The organism is Micromonospora sp. NPDC005163 (genome assembly GCF_053599835.1).
The window spans coordinates 44,052-65,773 of record NZ_JBSFYP010000005.1; the positions used below are offsets into that span (position 1 = coordinate 44,052).

The 21,722-nt window shown below is 73.2% G+C and carries 27 protein-coding genes and 1 riboswitch; of the genes, 14 read left to right on the top strand and 13 right to left on the bottom strand.

Features of this window, described 5'->3' with window-relative positions:
* Positions 1-94: 94 nt before the first annotated feature.
* Complete coding sequence (locus tag ACWD6N_RS06175; RefSeq protein WP_450004526.1) at positions 95-1,216, top strand: acyltransferase family protein; 1,122 nt, start codon at positions 95-97, stop codon at positions 1,214-1,216.
* Here ACWD6N_RS06175 and ACWD6N_RS06180 read toward each other — a convergent pair.
* Positions 1,203-2,012, bottom strand: a complete 810-nt coding sequence (locus ACWD6N_RS06180) for a DUF4097 family beta strand repeat-containing protein (RefSeq protein WP_354965579.1) — start codon at positions 2,010-2,012, stop codon at positions 1,203-1,205. The two genes, ACWD6N_RS06175 and ACWD6N_RS06180, sit on opposite strands and share 14 nt — an antisense overlap.
* 102 nt (positions 2,013-2,114) lie before the next feature.
* On the opposite strand from ACWD6N_RS06180, the gene recO reads away from it, so the two are divergent.
* The 5 genes from recO to ACWD6N_RS06205 all read left to right on the top strand — a co-directional run bounded on the left by recO (position 2,115) and on the right by ACWD6N_RS06205 (position 5,212).
* On the top strand, positions 2,115-2,990 hold the full coding sequence (gene recO, locus ACWD6N_RS06185; RefSeq protein ID WP_354965578.1) for a DNA repair protein RecO: 876 nt from the start codon (positions 2,115-2,117) through the stop codon (positions 2,988-2,990).
* An 8-nt stretch (positions 2,991-2,998) separates the two neighbouring features.
* The gene (locus ACWD6N_RS06190; protein WP_354965658.1) at positions 2,999-3,799 is read left to right on the top strand and encodes an isoprenyl transferase; all 801 of its coding nucleotides are present in this window, start codon (positions 2,999-3,001) and stop codon (positions 3,797-3,799) included.
* 69 nt (positions 3,800-3,868) lie between these two features.
* On the top strand, positions 3,869-4,054 hold the full coding sequence (locus tag ACWD6N_RS06195) for a hypothetical protein (RefSeq protein WP_354965577.1): 186 nt from the start codon (positions 3,869-3,871) through the stop codon (positions 4,052-4,054).
* Between the two features lie 199 nt (positions 4,055-4,253).
* The gene (locus tag ACWD6N_RS06200) at positions 4,254-4,454 is read left to right on the top strand and encodes a thioredoxin reductase (RefSeq protein ID WP_354965576.1); all 201 of its coding nucleotides are present in this window, start codon (positions 4,254-4,256) and stop codon (positions 4,452-4,454) included.
* Positions 4,451-5,212, top strand: coding sequence for a pirin family protein (locus ACWD6N_RS06205; RefSeq protein ID WP_354965575.1), 762 nt, complete (start codon positions 4,451-4,453; stop codon positions 5,210-5,212). Before ACWD6N_RS06200 ends, ACWD6N_RS06205 begins: the two co-directional genes overlap by 4 nt.
* Positions 5,213-5,253: 41 nt before the next feature.
* Here the strand turns inward: ACWD6N_RS06205 and gndA are convergent, their stop codons facing one another.
* Complete coding sequence (gene gndA / locus ACWD6N_RS06210) at positions 5,254-6,696, bottom strand: NADP-dependent phosphogluconate dehydrogenase (protein WP_354965574.1); 1,443 nt, start codon at positions 6,694-6,696, stop codon at positions 5,254-5,256.
* A 445-nt stretch (positions 6,697-7,141) separates the two neighbouring features.
* Between gndA and ACWD6N_RS06215 the strand changes: the two genes are divergently transcribed.
* Complete coding sequence (locus ACWD6N_RS06215; RefSeq protein ID WP_354965573.1) at positions 7,142-7,543, top strand: hypothetical protein; 402 nt, start codon at positions 7,142-7,144, stop codon at positions 7,541-7,543.
* A gap of 77 nt (positions 7,544-7,620) precedes the next feature.
* Here ACWD6N_RS06215 and ACWD6N_RS06220 read toward each other — a convergent pair whose 3' ends face one another.
* The 3 genes from ACWD6N_RS06220 to ACWD6N_RS06230 all read right to left on the bottom strand — a co-directional run bounded on the left by ACWD6N_RS06220 (position 7,621) and on the right by ACWD6N_RS06230 (position 10,552).
* Entirely contained in the window at positions 7,621-8,421 is an 801-nt protein-coding gene (locus tag ACWD6N_RS06220) for an energy-coupling factor transporter transmembrane component T family protein (protein ID WP_354965657.1), read from the bottom strand.
* Between the two features lie 11 nt (positions 8,422-8,432).
* Positions 8,433-9,848, bottom strand: a complete 1,416-nt coding sequence (locus ACWD6N_RS06225; protein ID WP_354965572.1) for an ABC transporter ATP-binding protein — start codon at positions 9,846-9,848, stop codon at positions 8,433-8,435.
* A gap of 113 nt (positions 9,849-9,961) precedes the next feature.
* A complete protein-coding gene (locus ACWD6N_RS06230; protein ID WP_354965571.1) occupies positions 9,962-10,552 on the bottom strand; it encodes an ECF transporter S component in 591 nt (196 codons plus the stop codon).
* A gap of 76 nt (positions 10,553-10,628) precedes the next feature.
* Positions 10,629-10,733, bottom strand: a riboswitch (TPP riboswitch).
* Positions 10,734-10,836: 103 nt separating this feature from the next.
* On the opposite strand from ACWD6N_RS06230, the gene ACWD6N_RS06235 reads away from it, so the two are divergent.
* The 5 genes from ACWD6N_RS06235 to ACWD6N_RS06255 all read left to right on the top strand — a co-directional run bounded on the left by ACWD6N_RS06235 (position 10,837) and on the right by ACWD6N_RS06255 (position 16,008).
* Positions 10,837-11,667, top strand: coding sequence for an alpha/beta fold hydrolase (locus ACWD6N_RS06235; RefSeq protein ID WP_354965570.1), 831 nt, complete (start codon positions 10,837-10,839; stop codon positions 11,665-11,667).
* A 30-nt stretch (positions 11,668-11,697) separates the two neighbouring features.
* Positions 11,698-12,498 carry an aminoglycoside N(3)-acetyltransferase gene (locus ACWD6N_RS06240; protein ID WP_354965656.1) on the top strand — a complete coding sequence of 267 codons (801 nt, stop codon included), beginning with the start codon at positions 11,698-11,700 and terminating at the stop codon, positions 12,496-12,498.
* Entirely contained in the window at positions 12,495-13,244 is a 750-nt protein-coding gene (locus ACWD6N_RS06245; protein ID WP_354965569.1) for an SIS domain-containing protein, read from the top strand. The genes ACWD6N_RS06240 and ACWD6N_RS06245 overlap by 4 nt, the downstream gene beginning before the upstream one ends.
* A gap of 136 nt (positions 13,245-13,380) precedes the next feature.
* Positions 13,381-13,881, top strand: a complete 501-nt coding sequence (locus ACWD6N_RS06250) for a DUF6328 family protein (protein ID WP_354965568.1) — start codon at positions 13,381-13,383, stop codon at positions 13,879-13,881.
* A 120-nt stretch (positions 13,882-14,001) separates the two neighbouring features.
* Entirely contained in the window at positions 14,002-16,008 is a 2,007-nt protein-coding gene (locus ACWD6N_RS06255; RefSeq protein WP_387323680.1) for an acyl-CoA dehydrogenase family protein, read from the top strand.
* A gap of 34 nt (positions 16,009-16,042) precedes the next feature.
* On the opposite strand, the gene ACWD6N_RS06260 is transcribed toward ACWD6N_RS06255, so the two are convergent.
* The 8 genes from ACWD6N_RS06260 to ACWD6N_RS06295 form a co-directional block, all read right to left on the bottom strand.
* Positions 16,043-16,210, bottom strand: coding sequence for a hypothetical protein (locus ACWD6N_RS06260; RefSeq protein ID WP_167517539.1), 168 nt, complete (start codon positions 16,208-16,210; stop codon positions 16,043-16,045).
* 10 nt (positions 16,211-16,220) lie between these two features.
* The gene (locus ACWD6N_RS06265; protein ID WP_354965567.1) at positions 16,221-16,838 is read right to left on the bottom strand and encodes a hypothetical protein; all 618 of its coding nucleotides are present in this window, start codon (positions 16,836-16,838) and stop codon (positions 16,221-16,223) included.
* Between the two features lie 314 nt (positions 16,839-17,152).
* Positions 17,153-17,551 (bottom strand): Fur family transcriptional regulator, encoded by a 399-nt coding sequence (locus ACWD6N_RS06270; RefSeq protein WP_354965566.1) that lies wholly within the window; start codon positions 17,549-17,551, stop codon positions 17,153-17,155.
* The gene (locus ACWD6N_RS06275; RefSeq protein ID WP_089019464.1) at positions 17,551-17,847 is read right to left on the bottom strand and encodes an ArsR/SmtB family transcription factor; all 297 of its coding nucleotides are present in this window, start codon (positions 17,845-17,847) and stop codon (positions 17,551-17,553) included. The genes ACWD6N_RS06270 and ACWD6N_RS06275 overlap by 1 nt, the downstream gene beginning before the upstream one ends.
* A 43-nt stretch (positions 17,848-17,890) precedes the next feature.
* Positions 17,891-18,757, bottom strand: a complete 867-nt coding sequence (locus ACWD6N_RS06280) for a metal ABC transporter permease (protein ID WP_354965565.1) — start codon at positions 18,755-18,757, stop codon at positions 17,891-17,893.
* Between the two features lie 2 nt (positions 18,758-18,759).
* Positions 18,760-19,521: a metal ABC transporter ATP-binding protein gene (locus ACWD6N_RS06285; RefSeq protein ID WP_354965564.1), complete on the bottom strand. Its 762-nt coding sequence runs from the start codon at positions 19,519-19,521 to the stop codon at positions 18,760-18,762.
* Entirely contained in the window at positions 19,518-20,471 is a 954-nt protein-coding gene (locus tag ACWD6N_RS06290; RefSeq protein ID WP_354965563.1) for a metal ABC transporter substrate-binding protein, read from the bottom strand. Before ACWD6N_RS06290 ends, ACWD6N_RS06285 begins: the two co-directional genes overlap by 4 nt.
* Before the next feature lie 54 nt (positions 20,472-20,525).
* Positions 20,526-20,783, bottom strand: coding sequence for a hypothetical protein (locus ACWD6N_RS06295; protein ID WP_354965562.1), 258 nt, complete (start codon positions 20,781-20,783; stop codon positions 20,526-20,528).
* Between the two features lie 27 nt (positions 20,784-20,810).
* On the opposite strand from ACWD6N_RS06295, the gene ACWD6N_RS06300 reads away from it, so the two are divergent.
* Positions 20,811-21,152, top strand: a complete 342-nt coding sequence (locus ACWD6N_RS06300; protein WP_074313566.1) for an antibiotic biosynthesis monooxygenase family protein — start codon at positions 20,811-20,813, stop codon at positions 21,150-21,152.
* A gap of 24 nt (positions 21,153-21,176) precedes the next feature.
* Entirely contained in the window at positions 21,177-21,656 is a 480-nt protein-coding gene (locus tag ACWD6N_RS06305) for a hypothetical protein (protein WP_354965561.1), read from the top strand.
* The last annotated feature ends 66 nt before the right edge of the window (positions 21,657-21,722 follow it).

The window sequence follows — 21,722 nt, forward strand, 5'->3', positions numbered from 1 at the left end:
CAATGTCACGTTTGATCGGGGTGCCGACCGTTTGGCGCGGCGGCCGCGAAGGGTAGGGGAGGTACGCCCGGCGTCCCCGACCAGATGCAGGCTGATGCGCAACAGATACCTCGATCTGCTCCGTTTCCTCGCCATCGTCCGGGTGGTCGTCTACCACGTCACCGGGTGGGCGACCCTCACTCTCGTCTTCCCGGCCATGTCCGTGATGTTCGCGCTGGCCGGCTCGTTGATGGCCGCCTCGTTGACCCGCTCCGGACCGGCGGCGGTCGGCCGCCGGCTGCGCCGGTTGCTGCCGTCGCTGTGGGTGTTGGCGGTGATCTTCGTACCGGCCATGCTGATCACCGGGCTGCCGCTGTCGCCCCGGCTGCTGCTGTGGCTGTTCCCGATCGCCGATCCACCGGCGAACCACTGGGGCGCCCTGGCGCTGAGCGTCATCTGGTACCTGCGCGACTACCTCTGGTTCGTGCTCGCCTCACCGGTCGCGTTCTGGCTGTTCCGGCGCGCCCCGCTGCCCACTCTGCTCGCCCCGTACCTCCTGCTGGTGACGATCGAGGCGGGGATCTACCCGGCGCCGCCGGTGCTGCGCGAGTTCGGGCTCTACTTCGGCGCGTGGCTGCTCGGCTTCGCCTACCACGCCGGGATGCTGCGCCGCCTGGCCGGCCGGCTGGTCTACCCGCTGGCGCTGACGCTCCTGGTGGGCGGCGGGGCCTGGATCGTCGCGCATCCGGGCCCACGGGGGTACGACCTCAACGACAACCACCTCGGCAACGCCCTCTGGTCCGCCGCGTTCGTCCTGATCGTGCTGGGTCGGGCGCCGGCGGGGATCGCCTGGCTGGGCCGTAGCCGGCTGGCCGACCGGGCGGTGACCGTGGTCAACCGGCGGGCGCTCACCGTCTACCTCTGGCACATGCCGTTCGTGGTGGCGCTCACCCCGCTGGTGGACGTGGTCGGCTGGTCCCACCAGGACCCGCTGGGACTGGCCGTCCGGGTGCTGCTGGTCTTCGCGCTGGTGGGGCTGGTCACCCTGGCCGTCGGCTGGGTCGAGGACATCGCCGCCCGCCGACCGCCGGAGCTGGTGCCCGGCCGCCGGTCGCGTCCCGCCGACCCGGCGGTCCGGTCCGGAGCCGGGCCGGCCGGGGAGACCACCGGACGAGCGGTGGTGCCGGCCCAGCGGGTGGCCGGGGACGCGGCCACCGCCGAGGTCAGCGCTCGCTGATCGTGACGTTGCCGCTGCCGGCCGAACCGTCGAGCACCAGGGACGCGGCCGGGTTGTCGGCGACGGTGATCCGCTCGTCACCGGATCCGGCGTTGGAGCGGACCCGGTAGCTGCCCGCCGGCACCAGCAGGGTGACGTCCCCGCTGGAGGCGTGCGCGCGGGCCGAGGCGGGCGTCTCCAGCTCGACGATGACATTGCCGGAGCTGGCCTCGGCGTCGACCGTGCCACCCAGTCGACGTGCGGTGATGTCCCCGGACGTGGCATGCAGCCGTACGGCCGCGCTGGTCTCGCTCACGTCGATGTTGCCGGAACGGGTCTCCACCCCGAGCGCGCCGGAGGCGTCGGCGACCCGTACGTCGCCCGAGCCCAGCCGCAGTTCCACCGTGCCGACCCGGCTCAGCTCGACGTTGCCGGAGCCGACCTCGCCCTGCACGGCCACACCCTCCGGCACGGTCACCTCGTAGGAGATGCTGCACCGCGAGCCGCAGTCGGTGTCCAGCACCAGCTCGCTGCCCTCGATCTCGTACCTTGCGTTGTCCGGTTCGCCGCCCTGGTAGCGCACCACCCGCTTGATCCGCGCCTGCCCGGCCGGGCCGGTGCCCCGGACCACCACATCGCCAGAGCCCCCCTGCACCCGGATCGTGGCGATCTTCACCGTCTCGGTGTTGTCATAGTCGAGCCGGCGGAAGGACAGGTTGTCGCACCCGGCGAGCAGGATGAGGGCGGTGGTCAGCCCCAGCGCGATGGGGGCGGCGGCGCGACGGCGGAGGTCGGCGGTGGTCTGGTGCATTGCCATGGCGAGCACGCTACGGCCGGTCATCGGCCCGACGCATCGGGGTTCCTCCGCGCATCCACCCCGAGCCGACCCTGATTTCACACCCCGAGGGAGAATGGTCCGATGGCCGGGTACCGCCGACAGCTCTACCGCGACGACGCGGTGGTGCTGCGCGTGCAGAAGCTCGGCGAGTCCGACCGGATCATCACCCTGCTGACCCGCCGGCACGGCCGGCTGCGCGCGGTCGCCCGGGGGATCCGTCGCACCACCAGCAAGTTCGGTGCCCGGCTGGAGCCGTTCGGCCACGTCGATCTTCAGCTCGCCGGCGACCCGAAGGGCAACCTGGGCAGCTCGCTGCACACCGTCAGCCAGGTCGAGGGCATCGACCTGTACGGCAAGCGGTTCCTCGGGGACTATCCCCGCTACACGGCGGCCAGCGCGATCGCCGAGACCGCCGAGCGGCTGACCCCGGTGGAGCGGGAGCCGTCGCTGCGCCTGTTCCAGCTCACCGTGGGCGCGTTGAAGGCGCTGTCCCGGGGCGAGCACGCCACCACCCTGGTGCTCGACGCGTACCTGCTGCGCGGGATGGCCCTCGCGGGCTGGGCGCCGGCGCTGATCGCGTGCGCGGTCTGCGGCACACCGGGGCGGCACCGGGCGTTCTCCGTGCCGGCCGGCGGCGCGGTGTGCCCGGATTGCCGGCCGCCCGGCGCGGCCCATCCCGCGCCGGCCACCATCGACCTGATGTCCGCGCTGACCACCGGCGACTGGGTGATCGCCGACGCCACCGAGGCCGGCGTGCGCCGGGAGTGCAGTGGGCTGGTGGCGGCTCACCTGCAGTGGCACCTGGAACGCGCGCTACGCTCGCTGCCGCTGGTCGACCGGGGTCCCTCGGCGGCCGGCGCGGTCCCGCCGCCGGGCGGCGCGGGGGCCGCGACGCTCCGGCCGCACGGCGACGTGGTGGCCGGGGCGGACGGTGCGAACAGGGAGAGAGCCGAGTGATCCGATCGATGAGGGCCGGCCGGCGTGAGCCGGTGCCGCCGACACCGCACCCGTCGGGCGCCCGGCCGCCGGCGCTGCCGACCGAGGCGGTGCCGAAGCACGTCGCCGTGGTGATGGACGGCAACGGCCGGTGGGCCAAGGAGCGTGGGCTGCCCCGCACCAAGGGTCACGAGGCGGGGGAGCACAGCCTCTTCGACACCATCGAGGGCGCCATCGAGATGGGCATTCCCTACCTGTCGGCGTACGCGTTCTCCACGGAGAACTGGCGGCGCTCGCCGGACGAGGTCCGGTTCCTGATGGGGTTCAACCGGGACGTCATCCGCCGCCGCCGCGACCAGATGGTCGATCTCGGCGTCCGGGTGGTCTGGTCGGGCCGGCCCGGGCGGTTGTGGAAGAGCGTCATCTCCGAGTTGCAGACCGCCGAGGAGATGTCCCGCGGCAACTCGACGCTGACCCTGCAGTTCTGCGTCAACTACGGCGGGCAGGCGGAGATCGGCGACGCCGCCGCCGCGATCGCCCGCGACGTCGCGGCCGGCCGACTGGATCCGGCGAAGGTCACCGAGAAGACCGTGGCGAAGTACCTCTACCACCCGGAGATCCCGGAGGTGGACCTGTTCCTGCGCCCCTCCGGGGAGGAGCGCATCTCCAACTTCCTGCTCTGGCAGACCGCGTACGCCGAGCTGGTCTTCCTGGACACGCTCTGGCCGGACTTCGACCGCCGTCACCTCTGGTACGCGTGCGAGCTGTACGCCCAGCGTGACCGGCGGTTCGGCGGCGCGCTGCCCAACCCGGTCGCCCCGGTGGGCTGAGCCCAGGCTTACCGGCACGTCACGCTGGGTACCACTGCTGTCAGGAGCCACTGACGGAGGTGAACCCACATGATCCAGAAGCGCATCGCACAGTGGGCGGTGATGGCGATCGCGGTGCCGTTGGCCGCGGCTGGCGCCCGCCGACTCAGCCACACCCTGGAGGCCCGGCGTGGTCCCTCCGGGGCGACCCGGCTGCTGACAAAGGGCGCGGACTTCATGCGCCCCCAGAAGGCCAAGCGCCGCCGATTCTGGTAAGCCCGAACCACCCGGTGCCGCTCCCACATCCGTGCGAGCGGCACCGCCGCATCTCCACCTCGGCCCGCCCTCCCCCATGGTGGGGGCGGGGGGTGTGGTGGTTTTGGAGTTGTGGCGGGTGCGGGCGGGTAGGGTCCGAGAGTGGTGGGGTTGCGGCGGTCGGGGGTGGGATGTGCGGGATCTCCGGTACAAGATGATCATGGCGTTGAACGCGGCCGATCTGGGTGACCCGATCTGCGAGCAGGTGGCCGAGATCTGCGCGGAGATCGCCGAGCAGCACTGCGCCGAGTTCGGCCACACTCCGCAGCTGCGTACCGGCGAGATCGCCGAGCTGGCCACCGGGGACCCGGCCCTGACCTGGGCGCCGTCGTCCGCCGACACCGGGCAGCGTGCCTGGTGACCGCGTCCGCCCCAGCGGTCGACGTACGCCGGGCCGAGGACCGCTTCGCCACCCGGATCTCCTGGCTGGACTCCAAGCACTCCTTCTCGTTCTCCCGGCACTACGACCCGGCCAACACCCACCATGGGCTGCTGCTGGTCAACAACGACGACGTGGTCCGCCCGGGCGCCGGCTTCGAGACCCACCCGCATCAGGACATGGAGATCGTCACCTGGGTGCTGCGTGGTTCCCTCGTGCACCAGGACTCCACCGGGCACTCCGGGGTGATCTACCCGGGGCTGGCCCAGCGGATGAGCGCCGGCACCGGCATCCTGCATTCGGAGAAGAACGACGCCTGGCGGCTCAACAACCAGGAGCCGCACAGCGACCCGGTGCACTTCGTGCAGATGTGGGTGCTCCCCGACGAGGAGGGCGTCGACCCCGGCTACGAGCAGCTGGAGATCGAGGACGAGCTGCTGCGCGGCGGCCTCGTGCCGGTCGCCTCCGGAATGGAACGCTACGACGGGGCATCCGCGATCCGGATCCGCAACCGGTACGCCACCCTGCACGCCGCCCGACTCGCCCCCGGCGACGAGGTCACCCTCCCGGACGCGCCCTTCGTGCACCTGTACGTGCCCAACGGCACGGTGAACCTGGAGGGCAGCGGCCCGCTCGACACCGGTGACGCGGCCCGGCTCACGATGACCGGCGGCCGTCGGGTCACCGCCGACGAGCCGGCCGAGATCCTCGTCTGGGAGATGCACGCCACCATCGCCTGACCCCGCACTCGACGTCGGGAGAGGGGCCAGGCGGCGGGCCGTCAGGCCGGGGACTCGGTGCGGTCTCCCGCCCAGGTGGTGTGGAACGAGCCCTCGCGGTCGACGCGCTGGTAGGTGTGCGCGCCGAAGTTGTCCCGCAGACCCTGGATCAGCGCGGCCGGCAGGCGCTCGGCGCGCAGCGCGTCGAAGTACGCCAGCGACGACGAGAACGCCGGCGTCGGCACCCCGGCCCGGACCGCGTCGGCCACCACCCGCCGCCAGCTCGGCACGCCGGCCGCGACCGCGTCGGCGAAGTACGGCGCCACCAGCAGCGTGGGCAGGTCGGGCTGCTTGTCGTACGCCTCACGGATCCGGTTCAGGAAGCGGGCGCGGATGATGCAGCCGCCCCGCCAGATGGTCGCCGTGCCTCCGAGGTCGATGTCCCAGTCGTACTCCTGGCTCCCGGCGCGGATGTGGTCGAAGCCCTGCGCGTACGCGACGATCTTCGAGGCGAGCAGCGCGCGCCGGACGTCCTCGATGAACGCCTCCCGGTCGGCCACCTGCCACCTCTCGCCGGCGTCCGGGAACGCCCGATGGGCCGCATCGCGCTGGTCGACGTGCCCGGAGAGCGAGCGGGCGAAGGTCGCCTCGGCGATCCCGGTGATCGGCACGCCCAGGTCCAGCGCGCTCTGCACCGTCCACCGCCCGGTGCCCTTCTGCTCGGCCCGGTCCTGCACCACGTCCACGAAGGGCTGGCCGGTGGCGGCGTCGCGGTGCGCCAGCACGTCGGCGGTGATCTCGATGAGGAAGGACTCCAGCTCGCCGCTGTTCCAGTCACGGAAGATCTCCGCGATCTCCGCCGGCTCCGCGCCCAGGCCAGCCCGGAGCAGGTCGTACGCCTCGGCGATGAGCTGCATGTCGGCGTACTCGATGCCGTTGTGCACCATCTTGACGAAGTGCCCGGCGCCATCCGGCCCGACGTGCATGCAGCACGGCACCCCGTCCACGTGGGCGGAGATCTTCTCGAACATCGGGCCGAGCTTGGCGTACGACTCGACCGAACCGCCCGGCATGATGCTCGGCCCGAGCAGCGCGCCCTCCTCGCCGCCGGAGACGCCGGTGCCCACGAAGTGCAGCCCGGACCCGCGCAACGCCTCCTCGCGGCGGCGGGTGTCGGCGAAGTGGGCGTTGCCGCAGTCGACGACGATGTCGCCCTCCTCCAGCAGGGGCACCAGCTCGTCGATCACCGCGTCGGTGGGGGCGCCCGCCTTGACCATCACGATCACCGCGCGGGGCCGTTCCAGCGACGCCACGAAGTCGGCCATCGACTCGCCGGCCGCGAACGTGCCCTCGTCGCCGTGCTCGGCGACCAGGCTGCGGGTGCGCTCCGGCGAACGGTTGTGCACCGCCACGGTGAAGCCGTTGCGGGCCAGGTTGCGGGCCAGGTTGCGGCCCATCACCGCCAGCCCCGTCACGCCGATCTGCGCCGTCGCCTGCTCAGCCATCCGTGCCGCCACCTCTCACCGTCGTACTGCCGTGCTGCGACCGTATCGCGGTGCGCGGCGGAGCGGGCCGCCTCGTCGACAGCCAGTCACCGGCCGGTGGCGCTCGGCCCCGGACCAGCCGATTCTCCACGCGGTCACCGTCGTGTTGAGCGCGTCGGCCAGCAGGCCGCCGATGCTGTCGGGGAAAACGGATGCGCCGGTGCCCGCCCACGGGATAGCGTGCGGGCATGCGTAACTGACGCCCCATTTCCGAGCCGGCCCGCCGCCCCGCGCCGCGGTCCGAGCGCTCCCGGGCGTCCCGCATCCCCACCCGCCGTGCGGCGGTGCTGGCCCTGCCCGACCCCGGTGAGCAGTCCCTTCCCTCTCGACCGTCGCGGTGCGACGGTCACCAGCCGAGCCGACCGACCGCGGAACGCGGGAACGGGTCGGCACGAAGGAGGCCCGGATGCCTGCCAGGCGCAACCCGAAGAAGAAGTCGTCCCGTACTCCCGCACTGACGCGGCCCGGCACCGAGCCGGCGGCCGGCCGCGGCCCGCTTCCGGCCGTGTCGACCCGGTCCGACCTGCCGGCCCTGCCGGTCAAGTCGGCCCTGCCGGCGATACCGGTCGAGCCGGCCCGGCCGGTCGGGGTGCCACCGGCCGTCGAGGTGCCGGCGGCGATCGACGTGCCCGTGGTGGTCGACGTGCCGGCGGCGCTGGACGTTCCCCCGGTGGTCGACGCGTCGTCGGTGGCCGGGCGGTCGGCGGCGCCCAAGGCCGGCCCGCCGCTGCCCGGGGCGGCCCGCTCCGCCGGTGGCAAGAGCCAGCGAGCCGGTCAACCTCGCCGCTACGCCTTCCGCCGCAGCTGACCGGCCCCGCCCCGCGAGAATCGCGGTTGCCGCCTCCGCCGCAGCGGGGGCGGCAACCGCAGGATCGTGGGGGAGCCTCAGCCCAGCAGGGGGCGGAAGGTGCCGAGCAGCACGCTCACCGTCAGGGCCGCGCCGGCCAGCGCGACCGCTCCGGCGATGAGCAGTCCGTCGGCGAGGCCGAAGGGCTGACGGCGGGCCACGGTGCGGGGGGTGCCGGCGTCGAAACCGCGGGCGTCCATCGCCACGGCCAGTCGGGTGCCCCGACGGATCGCCCCGACCAGCAGCGCGAACCCGGTCGAGGCGAACAGCCGCAGCTTCGCCGCCGGGTTACGTCCGGCGTCGACGCCCCGCGCCCGCCGGGCCATGCTGATCATCTGCCACTCCTGACCGAGCAGCGGCACCAGCCGGAACGCTGCCAGTGCCCCGATGGCGAACCGGGCCGGCGCCTTCGCGTTCTGGATCAGCGCGTCCGCCAGGTCGGTGGGGTCGGTGGTGGCGAAGACGATGACGCCGGGCAGTGCGACCGCGAGCACCCGCAGGATCAGGCCGAGCGCGGTGAGCAGCACTCCGGTGGTCACCAGCACCGGCCCCGCGTCCAGCAGGACCCGACCGGACCGGTCGGAGGCGAAGAGCACCAGGGTGACCAGGATGCCGACGGCGCTGACCAGCAGCGGCCAGGCCCGCCGGGCCAGCACCCCGTAACGGATGCCGAACAGCGGCAGCACGGCGAGTTCGACGGCGATGGCGATCGCCGGGGCCACCGGGTCCAGGGTGGCCAGCAGGGTGAACGAGAAGACCAGCGCGGCGGCGACCTTCGCCACCGGGTTACGGCGGGCCAGCGGCGCACCGGGCGCGGCGACCGGCTCGATGCTGATCATCGAGCGGCCGGTCACGATCGCTCCAGGGTGACGGTGCGGTCGGCGAGCGCGGCGACGAAGTCCGGGTCGTGGGTCACGGTGACCACGCCGTGCCCGGCGTCGCGGAGATCGGCGAAGAGATCGACCAGCTCCCGCCAGGTCCGCCGGTCCTGACCGAAGGTGGGTTCGTCGCAGATCAGCAGGCGGGGCGCGGTGGCCAGGGCGGTCGCCACGCTCAGCCGCCGGGCCTCCCCACCGGAGAGGGTGTACGGGTTGGCCGCGGCGAGCCGGGTCAGCCGCAGCCGGTCCAGCAGCCCCGCCACGGTCTCCTTGACGGCCGCCTCGGGCTGGCCGGTCCGGCGCGGGCCGAGCGCCAGCTCGTCGAAGACGGTGCTGGTGACGAACTGGTGCTCAGGGTCCTGGAACACCGACCCGATCCGTCGCGCCAGCGCGGGCGCCCGCCACCGGTGCGGGGCGGTGCGGTGGTCCGGCCCGGCCAGTTCGGCGGACGCGGTGACTCGGCCGGCACCCGGCCGGAGCAGCCCACCGAGCAGCAGCGCGAGAGTCGACTTGCCGGCCCCGTTCGGCCCGCGCACGGCGAGCGCCTCGCCGGCGCGTACCGCCAGGTCGGTGGGGGCCAGCCGGGGTGGCAGGCCGAGCCGGTCGGCGGTGAGCAGCAGCTCGCCGGGGGCGGCGGTCGCCCGCCGGATGGCCACGGGATGACCCGGCACCCAGACGCCCTCGGCGGCGAGGGCGGCGCCGTGCGCGGCGAAGACCGCCGCGGGCGGGCCGTCCGCGCGGACCCCGCCGCCGGGCTCCAGGACGACCACCCGGTCGACCAGCGGAAGCGCCTCGGCGACCCGGTGCTCGACCAGGACCAGCGTGGTGTCGGCGTCCAGCGCGCCGGCCACCGCCCGCCGGACGAGGTCTGCCCCGGCCGGGTCGAGGTTGGCGGTCGGTTCGTCGAGCAGCAGCAGGCCGGGGCGCAGGGCCAGCGCACCGGCGAGGGCGAGGCGTTGCTGCTCGCCGCCGGAGAGCGCGGCGGTGGGCCGGTCCCGGTCGTACGGGAAGCCGACCCGGCGCAGCGCCTCGTCCACCCGGGGCCAGATCGCGTCCGTCGGCACCCCCCGGTTCTCCAGCCCGAAGGCGACGTCGTCGCCGCTACGGGCCATCACCAGCTGGGTCTCCGGGTCCTGGAAGACGATGCCGACCCGTTCCCGACCCTTGCGCGGGTCGAGCCCATCGATCTCGACGGTGCCCTCCTGCTCGCCGGAGTCCTCCGGCAGCAGCCCGGCCAGCGCGCTGAGCAGCGTGCTCTTGCCGGCCCCCGACGGGCCGAGCAACAACACCCGCTCCCCAGCCTCGACCCGCAGGTCCACACCGCGTACGGCCCACGCGAGCCGCCCGGCGTGCCGCCACCCGAACCCCCGTAGCTGGACCCCGCTCACCACACCCCCCTTCCCCCGCCCGGGCCGCTCTCACGTCGTTGATCAAGAGGTTTACGTCAGTTCGCCGCCCCTTGTTGACGCAAACCTCTTGATCAACGGGGAAGACGTGGGGGTCAGATGGCGGCGCGGTCGCGGGCGACCGGGAAGCGGTCCAGGACGCCGGTGTCTGCCATCGCGCGGGTGAGGACCCAACCGCCGACGCCGGCGATCACGGTGGCGCTGACGATGGTGAGCAGCGCGTACGGGATGCGGTAGTCGACCAGCTCGTACTCGGCGTTCCAGACGAAGAAGTCGAACAGCGCGGCGCTGAGCCCGGTCAGCGCGCCGGCCAGCGCCGCGGTCGGCAGCCGGAACGAGCGGTACCGGAAGGCCGCGAAGGCCAACTCGGCGCCGAGGCCCTGCACGATGCCCTGCGGGATCACCGTGCCGGCCCACTGGCTGCCCAGCAGCGCGGAGAGGACCGCGGCGACCGTCTCGCAGTAGAGCGCGGCGCCGGGCTTGCGGATGACCAGGCCGCCCACCACGGCCGGCATCAGCCAGACGCCGTAGATCAGCGTCTGTGCCGGCGGGAAGAAGGCGAACGCCCCCTCGGTGGCGCTCCAGACCAGGCCCCAGGCCCAGAAGATGACGCCGAAGGCGACCGCGATCACCGAGGCGACCACGATGTCGATGGTGCGCCAGCGGTTGGTGTCGCTGTGGTTCATGTGAATGCTCCCAGTTCTGACTGCGAACCAGGAGAAGACGCACGCCGCGCGCCCGGTGGCACCGGACGGCGGCGCGGCTGGAGGTCGACCGAACTCCCTGCGCTGGCATTACCCAGATCAGGTTCGAGGGTCTGCGGGCGTGCCCGCACTCTCAGCGCTGTGCGCTCCCCTGTCGGATGTGAAGTTGTCTCGCTGACGCTAGCACCGACCAGGGGTACCGGCCCAGCAGGGCGTCCCGCCGCAGGGTCCGGTTCAGGAGACTTCGGCTGGGTAGGCTGACGATCATGCGGGTTGACGCACGGGGTCTCAGGTTCGACGTACGCGCCGGTGGTCCGCCGGACGGCGCGCCCGTCCTGCTTTTGCACGGCTTCCCCCAGCACTCCGGCGAGTGGGACGAGGCCGCGACGGCGCTGCACACAGCCGGGCTGCGCACGTACGCGCTGGACCAGCGGGGCTACTCGCCGGGCGCCCGGCCGGCGGCGGTCCCGGACTACCGGATCCCCGAACTGGTCGCCGACGCGGTGGCGGTGCTGGACGCGCTCGGGCTGGACGCCGTCCACCTGGTCGGCCACGACTGGGGTGCGATCGTGGCCTGGGCGCTGGCCGCCCGGCACCCCGAGCGGGTCCGTACGTTGACCGCGGTGTCCGTGCCACATCCGGCAGCCATGGCGCACGCGCTCGCCACCGACGGCCAGCAGAAGGCGCGCTCGTCGTACATCGCGTTGTTCCGTAAGCCGGGCAAGGCGGAGAAGGTGCTGCTGGCGTGGAACGCCACCGCACTGCGCAAGTTGCTCACCGGGGTGGGCGACGCGTCCCGGGTGGACCACTACGCCGACCCGATGCGCGAGCCGGGCGCGCTCACCGCGGCGCTGAACTGGTACCGGGCGATGTCCCGCGCCGACCTGGCCGGCGTCGGCCCGGTCGCGGTGCCCACCACGTACGTGTGGAGCGACCGGGACATCGCCATCGGCCGGACCGCCGCCGAGGCGTGCGCCGCCAACGTCACCGGGGACTACCGCTTCGTCGAGCTGCCCGGCGTGAGCCACTGGATCCCGGACGCCGCGCCGGGCCCGCTGGCCGAGGCGATCCTGGCCCGAACCAGCGGAACGGCCTGAGCCATGGCGGTCGGGAGGCACACCGTGACGATGGACGCCGGCGGGCCGGGGACCCGGCGCTCGATCGCCGCGCAACTGCGCATGCTGGGCGTACGCCCCGGCGGGACGCTGCTGGTGCACGCCGGGCTGCGTCAGCTGGGTTTCGTCTGCGGTGGTCCGCAGGCGCTGGTGCTCGCCCTGCGCGACGCGCTCGGCCCGGACGGCACGATCGTGGTGCCCACCCACACCCCGGACAACAGCGACCCCGCGCAGTGGCGCGACCCGCCGGTGCCGGTGGACTGGTGGCCGCTGATCCGCGCCGAGATGCCCGGATTCGATCCGGCGGTCACCCCGAGCCGATTCATGGGCGTGTTCGCCGAGACGGTCCGCGGCTGGCCCGGAGCGCTGCGCAGCTCCCATCCCCACGTGTCGTTCGCCGCCCTCGGCCCGGCCGCCGAACAGGTGGTCGCCGGGCACACCCGGGCCGACATGCTCGGTGAGGGCTCCCCACTGGCCCGGCTCTACGACCTCGACGCCCACGTGCTGCTGCTCGGTGTGGACCACGCGGTGAACACCTCGCTGCACCTGGCCGAGTACCGCCGTCCGGCCCCACCCCACGAGCAGTTGGGCGCGGCGGTACGCACCGCCGACGGTGGCCGCGAATGGGTGTGGTGGCAGGACGTACGGCTCGACGAGACCGACTTCGACGCGTTGGGCCGGGACCTGGAGGCGACCGGGGCGGTCCGTACCGGACGGGTCGGCACCGGGACCGGGAGGTTGATGCGCCAGCGGGCGGCGGTCGACTTCGCAGTGCAATGGCTCGCCAGCAACCGGACGACGGAGGACGCATGACGGTGAGTGCCGAGGACTACCTGGCCGTGGTGACCGAGACGATCGGCCGGGTGGCCGCGAGTCAGCGGGCGGCGGTGGGGCGGGCCGCCGACCTGATCGCCGACGCGGTGCGCGCTGACGGGGTGGTGCACGCCTTCGGCACCGGGCACTCCGAGGCGTTGGCGATGGAGATCGCCGGCCGGGCGGGCGGTCTGGTGCCGACCAACCGGATCGCGCTGCGCGACCTGGTGCTGCTCGGCGGCGAACCGGCCGACCGGCTCGGCCCGTTGCTGGAGCGGGACCCGGCGGTGGCGCACCGGCTCTACGAGCTGGCCCCGGTGCGACCCACCGACGTCTTCGTGCTCGCGTCGAACTCCGGGGTCAACGGCGCGATGGTGGAGTTCGCCACGCTGGTCAAGCAGCATGGCCACGGACTGGTGGCGATCACCTCCGCACAGCACTCCGGCCGGATGACCTCCCGCCACCCGTCCGGGCGCAAGCTGGCGGACCTCGCCGACGTGGTGCTCGACAACGGCGCGCCGTACGGCGACGCGACGCTGCCGCTGCCCGGCGGTGGCGCGGTGGGCGCGGTCTCCTCGATCACGGCGGCGCTGCTGGCCCAGCAGGTCACCGTGGAGGTGGTGGCCAGGTTGCTGGCGGCGGGGGAGCGGCCCCCGGTCTACCTGTCGGCGAACATCCCGGACGGCGACGCCCACAACACGGCGCTGGAGGCGCGGTACGCGGGCCGCATCCGGCGCGGCTCCTGAGGCTCGTCCGGGAGGGGCCGGTGCCCCGGCGGCGGTCGGGGTGTCGTGAACCTGTTTCGCGCTCGACCGGGTGGGGCACTTGCCTTGCTGGCGGCGGCCCGTACCGCCGGCAGTACCGTCGCACCGGAGGTAGCGCGTGTCCAAGGAGACCGAGAAGCAGCGTTGGCAGCGCAATTTCGCCGACCTGTTGCAGGAGTTGCGGGTCGCCCAGACCGGCGTGCAGATCCTCTTCGCCTTCCTGCTCACCCTGCCGTTCAGCAACGGGTTCGGTCGCACGACCGAGTTCCAGCGGGACGTCTACATCGTCGCGCTGCTCGCCGCGGCCGCCGCCACGGCGCTGATCATCTCGCCGGTGGCGTTCCACCGGGCGCTGTTCCGGCAGGGGCGTAAGCCGGAGCTGGTCCGGTTCGCGCACCGGATGGCCAGCGGCGGCCTCGCCTTCATGCTGATCTCCATGGTCAGCGCGGTGCTGCTGATCACCGACTTCGTGCTGGACCGGCCGATCGCGTTCGTGCTCAGCGCGCTGACCGCGCTCTGGTTCCTCACGTTCTGGGTGGCCCTGCCGTTCTCCCGGCGCAGCTGGGGGGACGACGACATCGACGACGACGATGACGACCCGCGCACCCTCGCCAGCTGAGGCCGGGGCCAGGTATCGAACTCGATCTTCACGGACCGCTACCCCTGAGTAACACCCGGGGGTAGCGTGACGGTAGTCGCGCACGTCGACGCAGCCGCACCGAGGTTCGAGGGGGCAGCCGTGACCACGACGCAGAACGGCCGACCGGCAGCGGACGGCCCCGATCCCGGCACCGCTCCGAACACCGCCGGCGCCGCAGCGCCGTTGCCGAAGGAGGCGGGGCAGGTCTCCGAGAAGGAGGCCCGGCAGGTCGCCGAGGCGGCTCGCGAGTCCGCGTGGGACCGGCCCAGCTTCGGTAAGGAGCTGTTCCTCGGCCGGTTCCGGCTCGACCTGATCGACCCGTGGCCGCGGTCCGACCCGGACGACGTGGCCCGCGCCGACGAGTTCCTCGGCCGGTTCCGCGCCTTCCTTGCCTCTGAAGTGGACGGCGCGGCCATCGAGCGCGACGCGTCCATTCCGGACGCGGTGTTCCACGGGCTGGCCGACCTCGGCGCGTTCGGCATGAAGATCGACCGCGGGTACGGCGGTCTCGGGCTGAGCAACCTGCACTACTGCCGAGCGCTGATGCTGGCCGGCTCGGTCGGCCCGGCGATCGGCGCGCTGCTCTCGGCGCACCAGTCGATCGGGGTGCCGCAGCCGCTGAAGATGTTCGGCACCGCCGAGCAGAAGCAGCGCTTCCTGCCCCGGCTCGCCGCCGGCGAGGTGTCCGCGTTCCTGCTCACCGAACCGGACGTCGGCTCCGACCCGGCCCGCCTGGCCACCACCGCCGAGCCGACCGAGGACGGCACCGGCTACCGGCTCAACGGCGTGAAGCTCTGGGCCACCAACGGCATCGTCGCCACCCTGCTGGTGGTGATGGCCCGGGTGCCGGCCACCGAGGGGCGGCGCGGCGGGATCACCGCGTTCGTGGTGGACGGCGACAGCGCGGGCATCACCGTGGAGCGGCGCAACGAGTTCATCGGCCTGCGCGGCCTGGAAAACAGCCTCACCCGGTTCCACGACGTGTTCGTGCCCGCCGAGAACGTGATCGGCGGCGAGGGCAAGGGGTTGAAGATCGCCCTGACCACGCTGAACACCGGCCGGCTGTCACTGCCGGCGATGTGCGTGGGCGCAGGCAAGTGGGCGCTGAACGTGGCCCGGGAGTGGTCCGCCGACCGGGTCCAGTGGGGCCGACCGGTCGGCGAGCACGAGGCGGTCGCCCAGAAGCTCGCCTTCATCGCCGCCACCACGTACGCCATGGAGACCATGCTCGACCTCTGCTGCCTGCTCGCCGACGACGACCGCAACGACATCCGGATCGAGGCCGCGCTCGTCAAGCTGTACGCCAGCGAGATGGCCTGGAAGATCGCCGACGAGCTGATCCAGATCCGGGGCGGCCGGGGGTACGAGACGGCCGACTCGCTGGCCGCCCGCGGCGAACGACCGGCCGCGGTCGAGCAGATGCTGCGCGACCTGCGGATCAACCGGATCTTCGAGGGCTCCACTGAGATCATGCATCTGCTGATCGCCCGGGAGGCGGTCGACGCACACCTGTCGGTGGCCGGCGACATCATCGACCCGGACGCGGGGTGGGGCCGCAAGGCCCGTGCCGGGGCCCGGGCCGGGGCCTTCTACGCGAGGTGGCTGCCCACCCTGGCCGTCGGCCGCGGGCAGAGCCCGTCGGCGTACGCCGAGTTCGGGCCGCTGGCCGCGCACCTGCGTCAGGTGGAGCGCTCGTCGCGCAAGCTGGCCCGGTCGACGTTCTACGCGATGTCCCGCTGGCAGGGAAAGATGGAGCGCAAGCAGGCGTTCCTCGGCCGGGTGGTGGACATCGGCGCGGAGCTGTTCGCGATGTCCGCGGTCTGCGTCCGGGCGTCCGCCGAGAGGGACAGCCGGCCGGAGAACGTCGAGCTGGCCGACCTGTTCTGCCGGCAGGCCCGGGTCCGGGTGGACGCGCTGTTCGCCGCCCTGTGGGACAACACCGACTCGGTCGACACCGCCGCCGCGAAGCGCATCCTCGACGGCCGCTACGCGGCCTTGGAGGAGGGCGTCATCACCCCGTCCGACGAGCTGCCCTGGGTGGCCCGCTGGGCACCCGGTCCGTCCGCCGCCGACGACGTCCGCCGCCGTATCCCGCCGAAGCCGTGACCGGTGCCGCCCGGCGCGTCGCCGTGCCGGGCGGTCAGCGGGCGACCGCCCAGGCCAGCACCGCCGCCAGGATCAGGCCGTTGAGCACCGCCAGACCCAGGTACGCCGCGGGCGGGATCTTCCTGCCCCGTCGGACGAAGGAGACCAGGACCGCGGCGTAGCCGAGCAGCAGGACGGCGATGACGACCAGGAAGTAGAACACGCCGACGACCTTAGCGGGCCGCTCGGCTCCTGGCGCGCAGGCCGAGCTGCCGCAACTCCAGCGCGGCCAGGGCGTCGACGGTGTCGTCGTCACCGCGCCGCCACGCCTCGGCCACGTCGGGCGCGATCCGGGTCAGCCGGCCCAGTGGCTGGGTGGCCAGCGCGCGCAGGGCGAGCAGGTCCCGGCCGGCCGGCCCCGCGGCCAGCTTCGTGGCCGAGGAGGCCCGGCGCATCCAGCGGACCCGCAGGGGCAGCCACCCGAACAGCACCAGCCCGAGCGGGAAGATCAGCACTGCGATGGCGAGGGCGAGGGCGAGCTGGTCGACCAGGTGCTGCTGGTCACGGCCGGCGTCGGCGAGCGACCGGGCGGCATCGGCGGCCCGCTGGAAGGGCGCGGTCAGCTCGTCGCCGACCAGCGGCACCCGGCCGACCTTGCTGCCGGCGTCGCCCAGGTTGTCGGCGAGCCCGGTGCCGGCGCCCTCCAGCTTCTGCCCGGGTACGGCGAGCTTCTGCACCAGGTCGTGCAGCCAGAGCGCGCCGCGGATCGCGACGTACACCCAGGCGACGACGAGCAGATCGGTGAGCAACTGGCGGGCGGCGGTGGGAAAGCGATCGGCGTAGATCTTCACGCCGGACAGCGTGCCACGAACAGCCCGGCACGACACTCGTCGTCCCGCCCACCACGTCCACGGACCCCACCTCGAAGCCGGTGCTGGTGATCCGTGGATGCGGCTGGTTCACCCGTCGAAGCGTCGTCCGCCGCCGGCGCGGGCGGCATTACCCAGCGCCTTTGCTCTGCTTCAACTGGCGCAACACTTTCGGCCGGCCGCTGTTGCGTGGGTAGAAGCAGAGCAAAGGGCGCGCGGAGGGTGCCCCGGGCCGGGAGGGCGTGCGGAGGGTGGCCGGGCCCGGGAGGGCGTGCGGAGGGTGGCCGGGGCGTTGGTCAGTGGGCGCAGGCCGGGCAGGTGCCGAAGATCTCCAGGGTGTGGCTGACGTCGGCGTAGCCGTGCTGGGCGGCGACCCGGTCAGCCCAGCTCTCCACTGCCGGGCCGGCCACCTCGACCGTGTTCCCGCAGGCTCGGCACACCAGGTGGTGGTGGTGCCCCTCGCTGCACCGGCGGTAGAGGTGCTCGCCGCCCGGCGGGCGCATCACGTCGATCTCGCCCGCGTCGGCCAGCCCCTGCAGTGTGCGGTAGACCGTGGTCAGGCCGACCCGCTCGCCGCGCTGCCGCAGCATCGCGTGCAGGTCCTGGGCGCTGTGAAAGCCTTCCATCTCGGCGAGCAGCGCGCTCACCGCCGAGCGCTGCCGGGTGTTGCGCACCGCGGCGCCACTCTCGCTCATCATCCCTCCCCGGCGTGGCTGACCGCGTCCGCCACGATGTGCGCGACGTGCTCGTCGACCAGGCTGTAGGCGATCTCCCGCCCACGGCGGGAACCCCGCACCACGCCCGCGCCGCGCAGCACCCGCAGGTGCTGGGAGACCAGCGGTTGCGCGGCCCCGAGCTTCTCCACCAGCTCGTGCACGCACCGCTCGCCGTCGGCGAGCTCACTGACGATGGCCAGCCGGATGGGCGCCGACAGGGCGCGAAGCAACTCGCTGGCCCCATCGAACCCCTCGTAGCCCGTCGCGCTGGTCACCCTGCAACGGTAACCAATATCGGCGACATCCCGCTGATCAGGTTCACCCCAGCACAACCTCGTGCGGTTCCGGCGCCGGCGCGGCGGCCGGCGCGGCCCGGCGGCGCAACGCCCGCCAGACCCCACCCGCCACGGCCACCACCAGGAACGAGGCGATCGCCAGCAGCACCACCGAGGCGCCCGGCGGCGTGTCCGCCGTGGCCGCCACCCACACGCCGGAGCCGGCGGCGAAGAAGCCGAGCGCCATCGCGGCGGTCATCGTGCTGCGGAACCCCCGGGTGACCTGTTGGGCGGTGGCCACCGGCACCACCATCAGCGCGCTGATCAGCAGCACCCCGACGGCCCGCATCGCGATGGTCACGGTGATCGCGGTGGTCACCGCGATGAGCAGGTTGAGCGTACGCACCGGCAGGCCGGACACCCGGGCGTACTCCTCGTCGTGGCAGACCGCGAAGAGCGCCGGCCGCAGCGCGATCATGGTGACGAGGATCGCCGCGCCGAGAACCGCGATGGTGATCAGGTCACTGGCCTGGATGGTGGTCAGCGACCCGAACAGGTAGGCGTTGAGGTTGGTGCTGGTCGCGTCGGAGAGCCCGACCAGCAGTACGCCACCGGCGATGCCGCCGTAGAAGAGCAGCGCCAGGGCCAGGTCGCCGGAGGTACGCCCGCGGGCGCGGACCAGCTCGATGGCGATCGCCCCGATGGTGGCCACGATCACCGCCACCAGCACCGGCGAGCGGTTGAGCAGCAGGCCGGCGCCAACGCCGGTCAACGCCACGTGCCCGACGCCGTCGCCGATCAACGCCAACCGGCGCTGCACCAGGTAGATGCCGAGCGCCGGCGCGGCCAGGCCGATCACCAGCGCGCCGATCAGGGCGCGCTGCATGTAGGGGTACTGGAAGAGTTCCATGCTCAGTTGCTCCACAGCCCGGCGGGCTCGTCGGGACCGTGCGGGTGCACATGGTCGTGGTCGGGCTCCGCGTGATGGCCGGCCGGGTCCGGCACCGCACCGTCGTGACAGATGCCGCCCTGGTGAACGACGACCGCCCGGCTGATCACCGGTCGCAGCGGGCCCAGCTCGTGGGCCACCAGCAGCACCGTCCCGCCGCCGGCGACGAAGTCGCGCAGCGCCCCGGCGAACGCCTCCTGGCTGGCCGCGTCCACGCCGGCGGTGGGCTCGTCGAGGATCAGCAGCTCCGGTTGGCCGGCCAGCGCGCGGGCGATCAGCGTGCGCTGCTGCTGGCCGCCGGAGAGGGTGGACACCGGGTCCGCGGCACGGTCGGCGAGCCCGACCGCGCGCAGTGCGGCGTCGACGGCGGCCCGGTCGGCCCTGCCCGGTGGGCGGAGAACCCCCCGGCGGGCCAGCCGGCCGGAGGCCACCACCTCACGGACGGTGGCCGGCACGCCGCCGCCGGCGCCCAGGCGCTGCGGGACGTACCCGATGCGCTGCCACTGGCGGAACTGGCGCAACGGCCGGTCGAAGAGGGTGATCGAGCCGCCGCCGAGCGGCACCAGCCCGAGCACGGCCCGGATCAGCGTGGACTTGCCGGAGCCGTTGGCGCCGAGCACCGCGACCACCTCCCCGGCGGTCACGGTGAGCGAGACGTCCCGGAGCACCGGGCGGCCGTCGTAGCCGACCGCCCCGTGCTCGACGGTGATGACGGGTGCGTTCACGAGCAGCTCAACGCCGTCCGCAGGGTCTGCAGGTTGGTACGCATGACCGAAAGGTAGTCCGCGCCGCTGCCGGCGGCGAGCCCCTCGATCGGGTCCAGCACCGCGGTCCGCGCGCCGACCTGACCGGCGATGGTCTCGGCGACCTTCGGGCTGACCAGTGTCTCGAAGAAGATCGTGGTGGCCTGGTGCTCCTTCGCCTCCTCGATCACCTGCGCGAGCCGCTGCGGCGAGGGCTCGACGTCCGGGCTCAGCCCGGTGATGCCGACCTGCTGGAGCCGGTACCGGTCGGCCAGGTAACCGAACGCGGCGTGGCTGGTCACGATCTCCCGCCGCTGGCAGGTCCGCAGGCCCTCGGTGAACTCGCCGTCCAGAGTCGTCAGGTCGGAGCGCAGCGCCGCGGAGCGGGCGGTGTAGTCGGCGGCGTGATCCGGGTCGGCCTTGCCGAGCCGCTGGGCGAACTGGTCGCCGATGGCGGCCAGTCGGGTCGGGTCGAGCCAGACGTGCGGGTCCTTGCCGCCGTGCTCCTCCTCGGCGTGCTCATCCGCGCCCTCGCCAGCGTGGTTGTGCCCGCCGGCGCTCGCGTCCAGCAGCGGCTGCACGCTGGTGACGTCGAACGTCCGGTCGTCACCGTTCTGCGCGACGGCGTCGTCCACCGCCGGCTGGAAGCCCTTCAGGTAGACGATCAGCTCGGCCTCGCTGACCTGGCCGACCTGGCTCGGTGTGAGCTCCAAGTCGTGCGGCTCTGCGCCCGGCTTGGCGAGGTTGGTCACCCGGACCGCGTCGCCGCCGATCCGCTCCGCGAGGAACTGGAGTGGGTAGAACGCGGCGACCACGTCGACCCGCTGGGGGTCGGCGCCGGCGGCGCCGCCGACGGAGCAGCCGGCGCCGGCGCCCAGGGCGAGCAGGGCGGTCGCGGCGGCCAGGACACGAGACGAGGTGCGGTTGGTCATGTCACCAACTGTCCGTCGTAACGATAATGATTGTCAAAAACGCATGAGTGCATGTCAGAGCAGCTTCACCAGGCCCACCGTCACCAGCAGGGTCAGCATCAGCAGCCGGATCAGCCGGGTCTGCGGGGCCTGAACCGGCCAGGTGGTGGCCAACAGGGCGATCAGGCCCGCGGCCAGCGCCAGCGTCAGCAGCCCGCCGATCACCCCGGGCGTGAAGAACGCGACCAGCACCACCACCAGGGTGAGCAGGAACACCGACGTCGGGTTCGCCCCGGCCAACCGAGCCAGCAGGGGGCGCTGCGTACGCTGCATCCCACAGACTCTACGAGGAGGAACCCGGTGCTGGTGACCAACCGGTTCGTGGTCGACGTCGATGTCGCCGACGACTTCACCGAACGGGCGCACGCCGCCCTCACCGCGCTGGCCGCCCGCCCCGGCTACCTGCGCGGTCAACTGGTCCGGGCGCTGGACGACCCCCGCCACTGGTCCTTGGTCACCGAGTGGGAGTCGGTCGGCACGTACCGGCGGGCGCTGGGCGCCTTCGAGGTCAAGGTGAGCGCGGTGCCGCTGCTCGCCGAGTCGGTCGACGAGCCGTCCGCGTACGAGGCGCTGGCCACCGCGGCGCCCGGCGGGGCCGTGGTGGTCGCCGAGAGTGATCGGGCTGCTGGTCCTTACCGCTGAGCCGTCGGGCACTACCCTGCTCCTATGACCGCACCCGCCCCGCCGCCCGGTCCCGGGGTGGCGCCGCCGTTCGCCGCGCCCCCCACCGAGGGCCGCCGGACCCGGCTCTGGATCGGCCTCGGCGTCGGCGCGCTCGCCGTGCTGCTCTGCTGTGGCGGAGGCGGAGCAGCCGTGGTCGGCCTGGCCGTCACCGGCGTGCAGGCGATCCGGGAACAGGGCCGCACGGTGACCGGCGACTACTACCAGGCACTGGTCGAGCGGAACTACGGACGGGCCTACGACCAGCTCTGCGACGACGCGCAGCGGCGCGAGTCCCGCCCCGAGTTCGAGCGGCGCGCGGCCGCCGAGCCACAGGTCGCCGCGTTCCGGGTGGGTGAGGTGGACACCACCAGCCTGACCGTGCCCGTCGACGTGACGCTCGACGGCGGCGACCGGGAGCAGCAACAGGTCAGCCTGGGTCAGGACGGCCAGACCGGTGGCATGGAGGTCTGCGGGGTGAGCTGAGCCGCCCCCGGTATTCTGCTGGGCTCGGGGCGACAGTGGTCGTACCGTTGTCCCGAACTGACCCGC

What these genes read in the sequence shown, in the direction of transcription:
- ACWD6N_RS06175 (WP_450004526.1), top strand. Translation starts at nt 95, where the DNA reads ATGCGCAACAGATACCTCGATCTGCTCCGTTTCCTCGCCATCGTCCGG.
- ACWD6N_RS06180 (WP_354965579.1), bottom strand. Translation starts at nt 2,012, where the DNA reads ATGGCAATGCACCAGACCACCGCCGACCTCCGCCGTCGCGCCGCCGCC.
- recO (WP_354965578.1), top strand. Translation starts at nt 2,115, where the DNA reads ATGGCCGGGTACCGCCGACAGCTCTACCGCGACGACGCGGTGGTGCTG.
- ACWD6N_RS06190 (WP_354965658.1), top strand. Translation starts at nt 2,999, where the DNA reads ATGAGGGCCGGCCGGCGTGAGCCGGTGCCGCCGACACCGCACCCGTCG.
- ACWD6N_RS06195 (WP_354965577.1), top strand. Translation starts at nt 3,869, where the DNA reads ATGATCCAGAAGCGCATCGCACAGTGGGCGGTGATGGCGATCGCGGTG.
- ACWD6N_RS06200 (WP_354965576.1), top strand. Translation starts at nt 4,254, where the DNA reads ATGGCGTTGAACGCGGCCGATCTGGGTGACCCGATCTGCGAGCAGGTG.
- gndA (WP_354965574.1), bottom strand. Translation starts at nt 6,696, where the DNA reads ATGGCTGAGCAGGCGACGGCGCAGATCGGCGTGACGGGGCTGGCGGTG.
- ACWD6N_RS06215 (WP_354965573.1), top strand. Translation starts at nt 7,142, where the DNA reads ATGCCTGCCAGGCGCAACCCGAAGAAGAAGTCGTCCCGTACTCCCGCA.
- ACWD6N_RS06220 (WP_354965657.1), bottom strand. Translation starts at nt 8,421, where the DNA reads ATGATCAGCATCGAGCCGGTCGCCGCGCCCGGTGCGCCGCTGGCCCGC.
- ACWD6N_RS06230 (WP_354965571.1), bottom strand. Translation starts at nt 10,552, where the DNA reads ATGAACCACAGCGACACCAACCGCTGGCGCACCATCGACATCGTGGTC.
- ACWD6N_RS06235 (WP_354965570.1), top strand. Translation starts at nt 10,837, where the DNA reads ATGCGGGTTGACGCACGGGGTCTCAGGTTCGACGTACGCGCCGGTGGT.
- ACWD6N_RS06240 (WP_354965656.1), top strand. Translation starts at nt 11,698, where the DNA reads ATGGACGCCGGCGGGCCGGGGACCCGGCGCTCGATCGCCGCGCAACTG.
- ACWD6N_RS06245 (WP_354965569.1), top strand. Translation starts at nt 12,495, where the DNA reads ATGACGGTGAGTGCCGAGGACTACCTGGCCGTGGTGACCGAGACGATC.
- ACWD6N_RS06270 (WP_354965566.1), bottom strand. Translation starts at nt 17,551, where the DNA reads ATGAGCGAGAGTGGCGCCGCGGTGCGCAACACCCGGCAGCGCTCGGCG.
- ACWD6N_RS06280 (WP_354965565.1), bottom strand. Translation starts at nt 18,757, where the DNA reads ATGGAACTCTTCCAGTACCCCTACATGCAGCGCGCCCTGATCGGCGCG.
- ACWD6N_RS06290 (WP_354965563.1), bottom strand. Translation starts at nt 20,471, where the DNA reads ATGACCAACCGCACCTCGTCTCGTGTCCTGGCCGCCGCGACCGCCCTG.
- ACWD6N_RS06295 (WP_354965562.1), bottom strand. Translation starts at nt 20,783, where the DNA reads ATGCAGCGTACGCAGCGCCCCCTGCTGGCTCGGTTGGCCGGGGCGAAC.
- ACWD6N_RS06305 (WP_354965561.1), top strand. Translation starts at nt 21,177, where the DNA reads ATGACCGCACCCGCCCCGCCGCCCGGTCCCGGGGTGGCGCCGCCGTTC.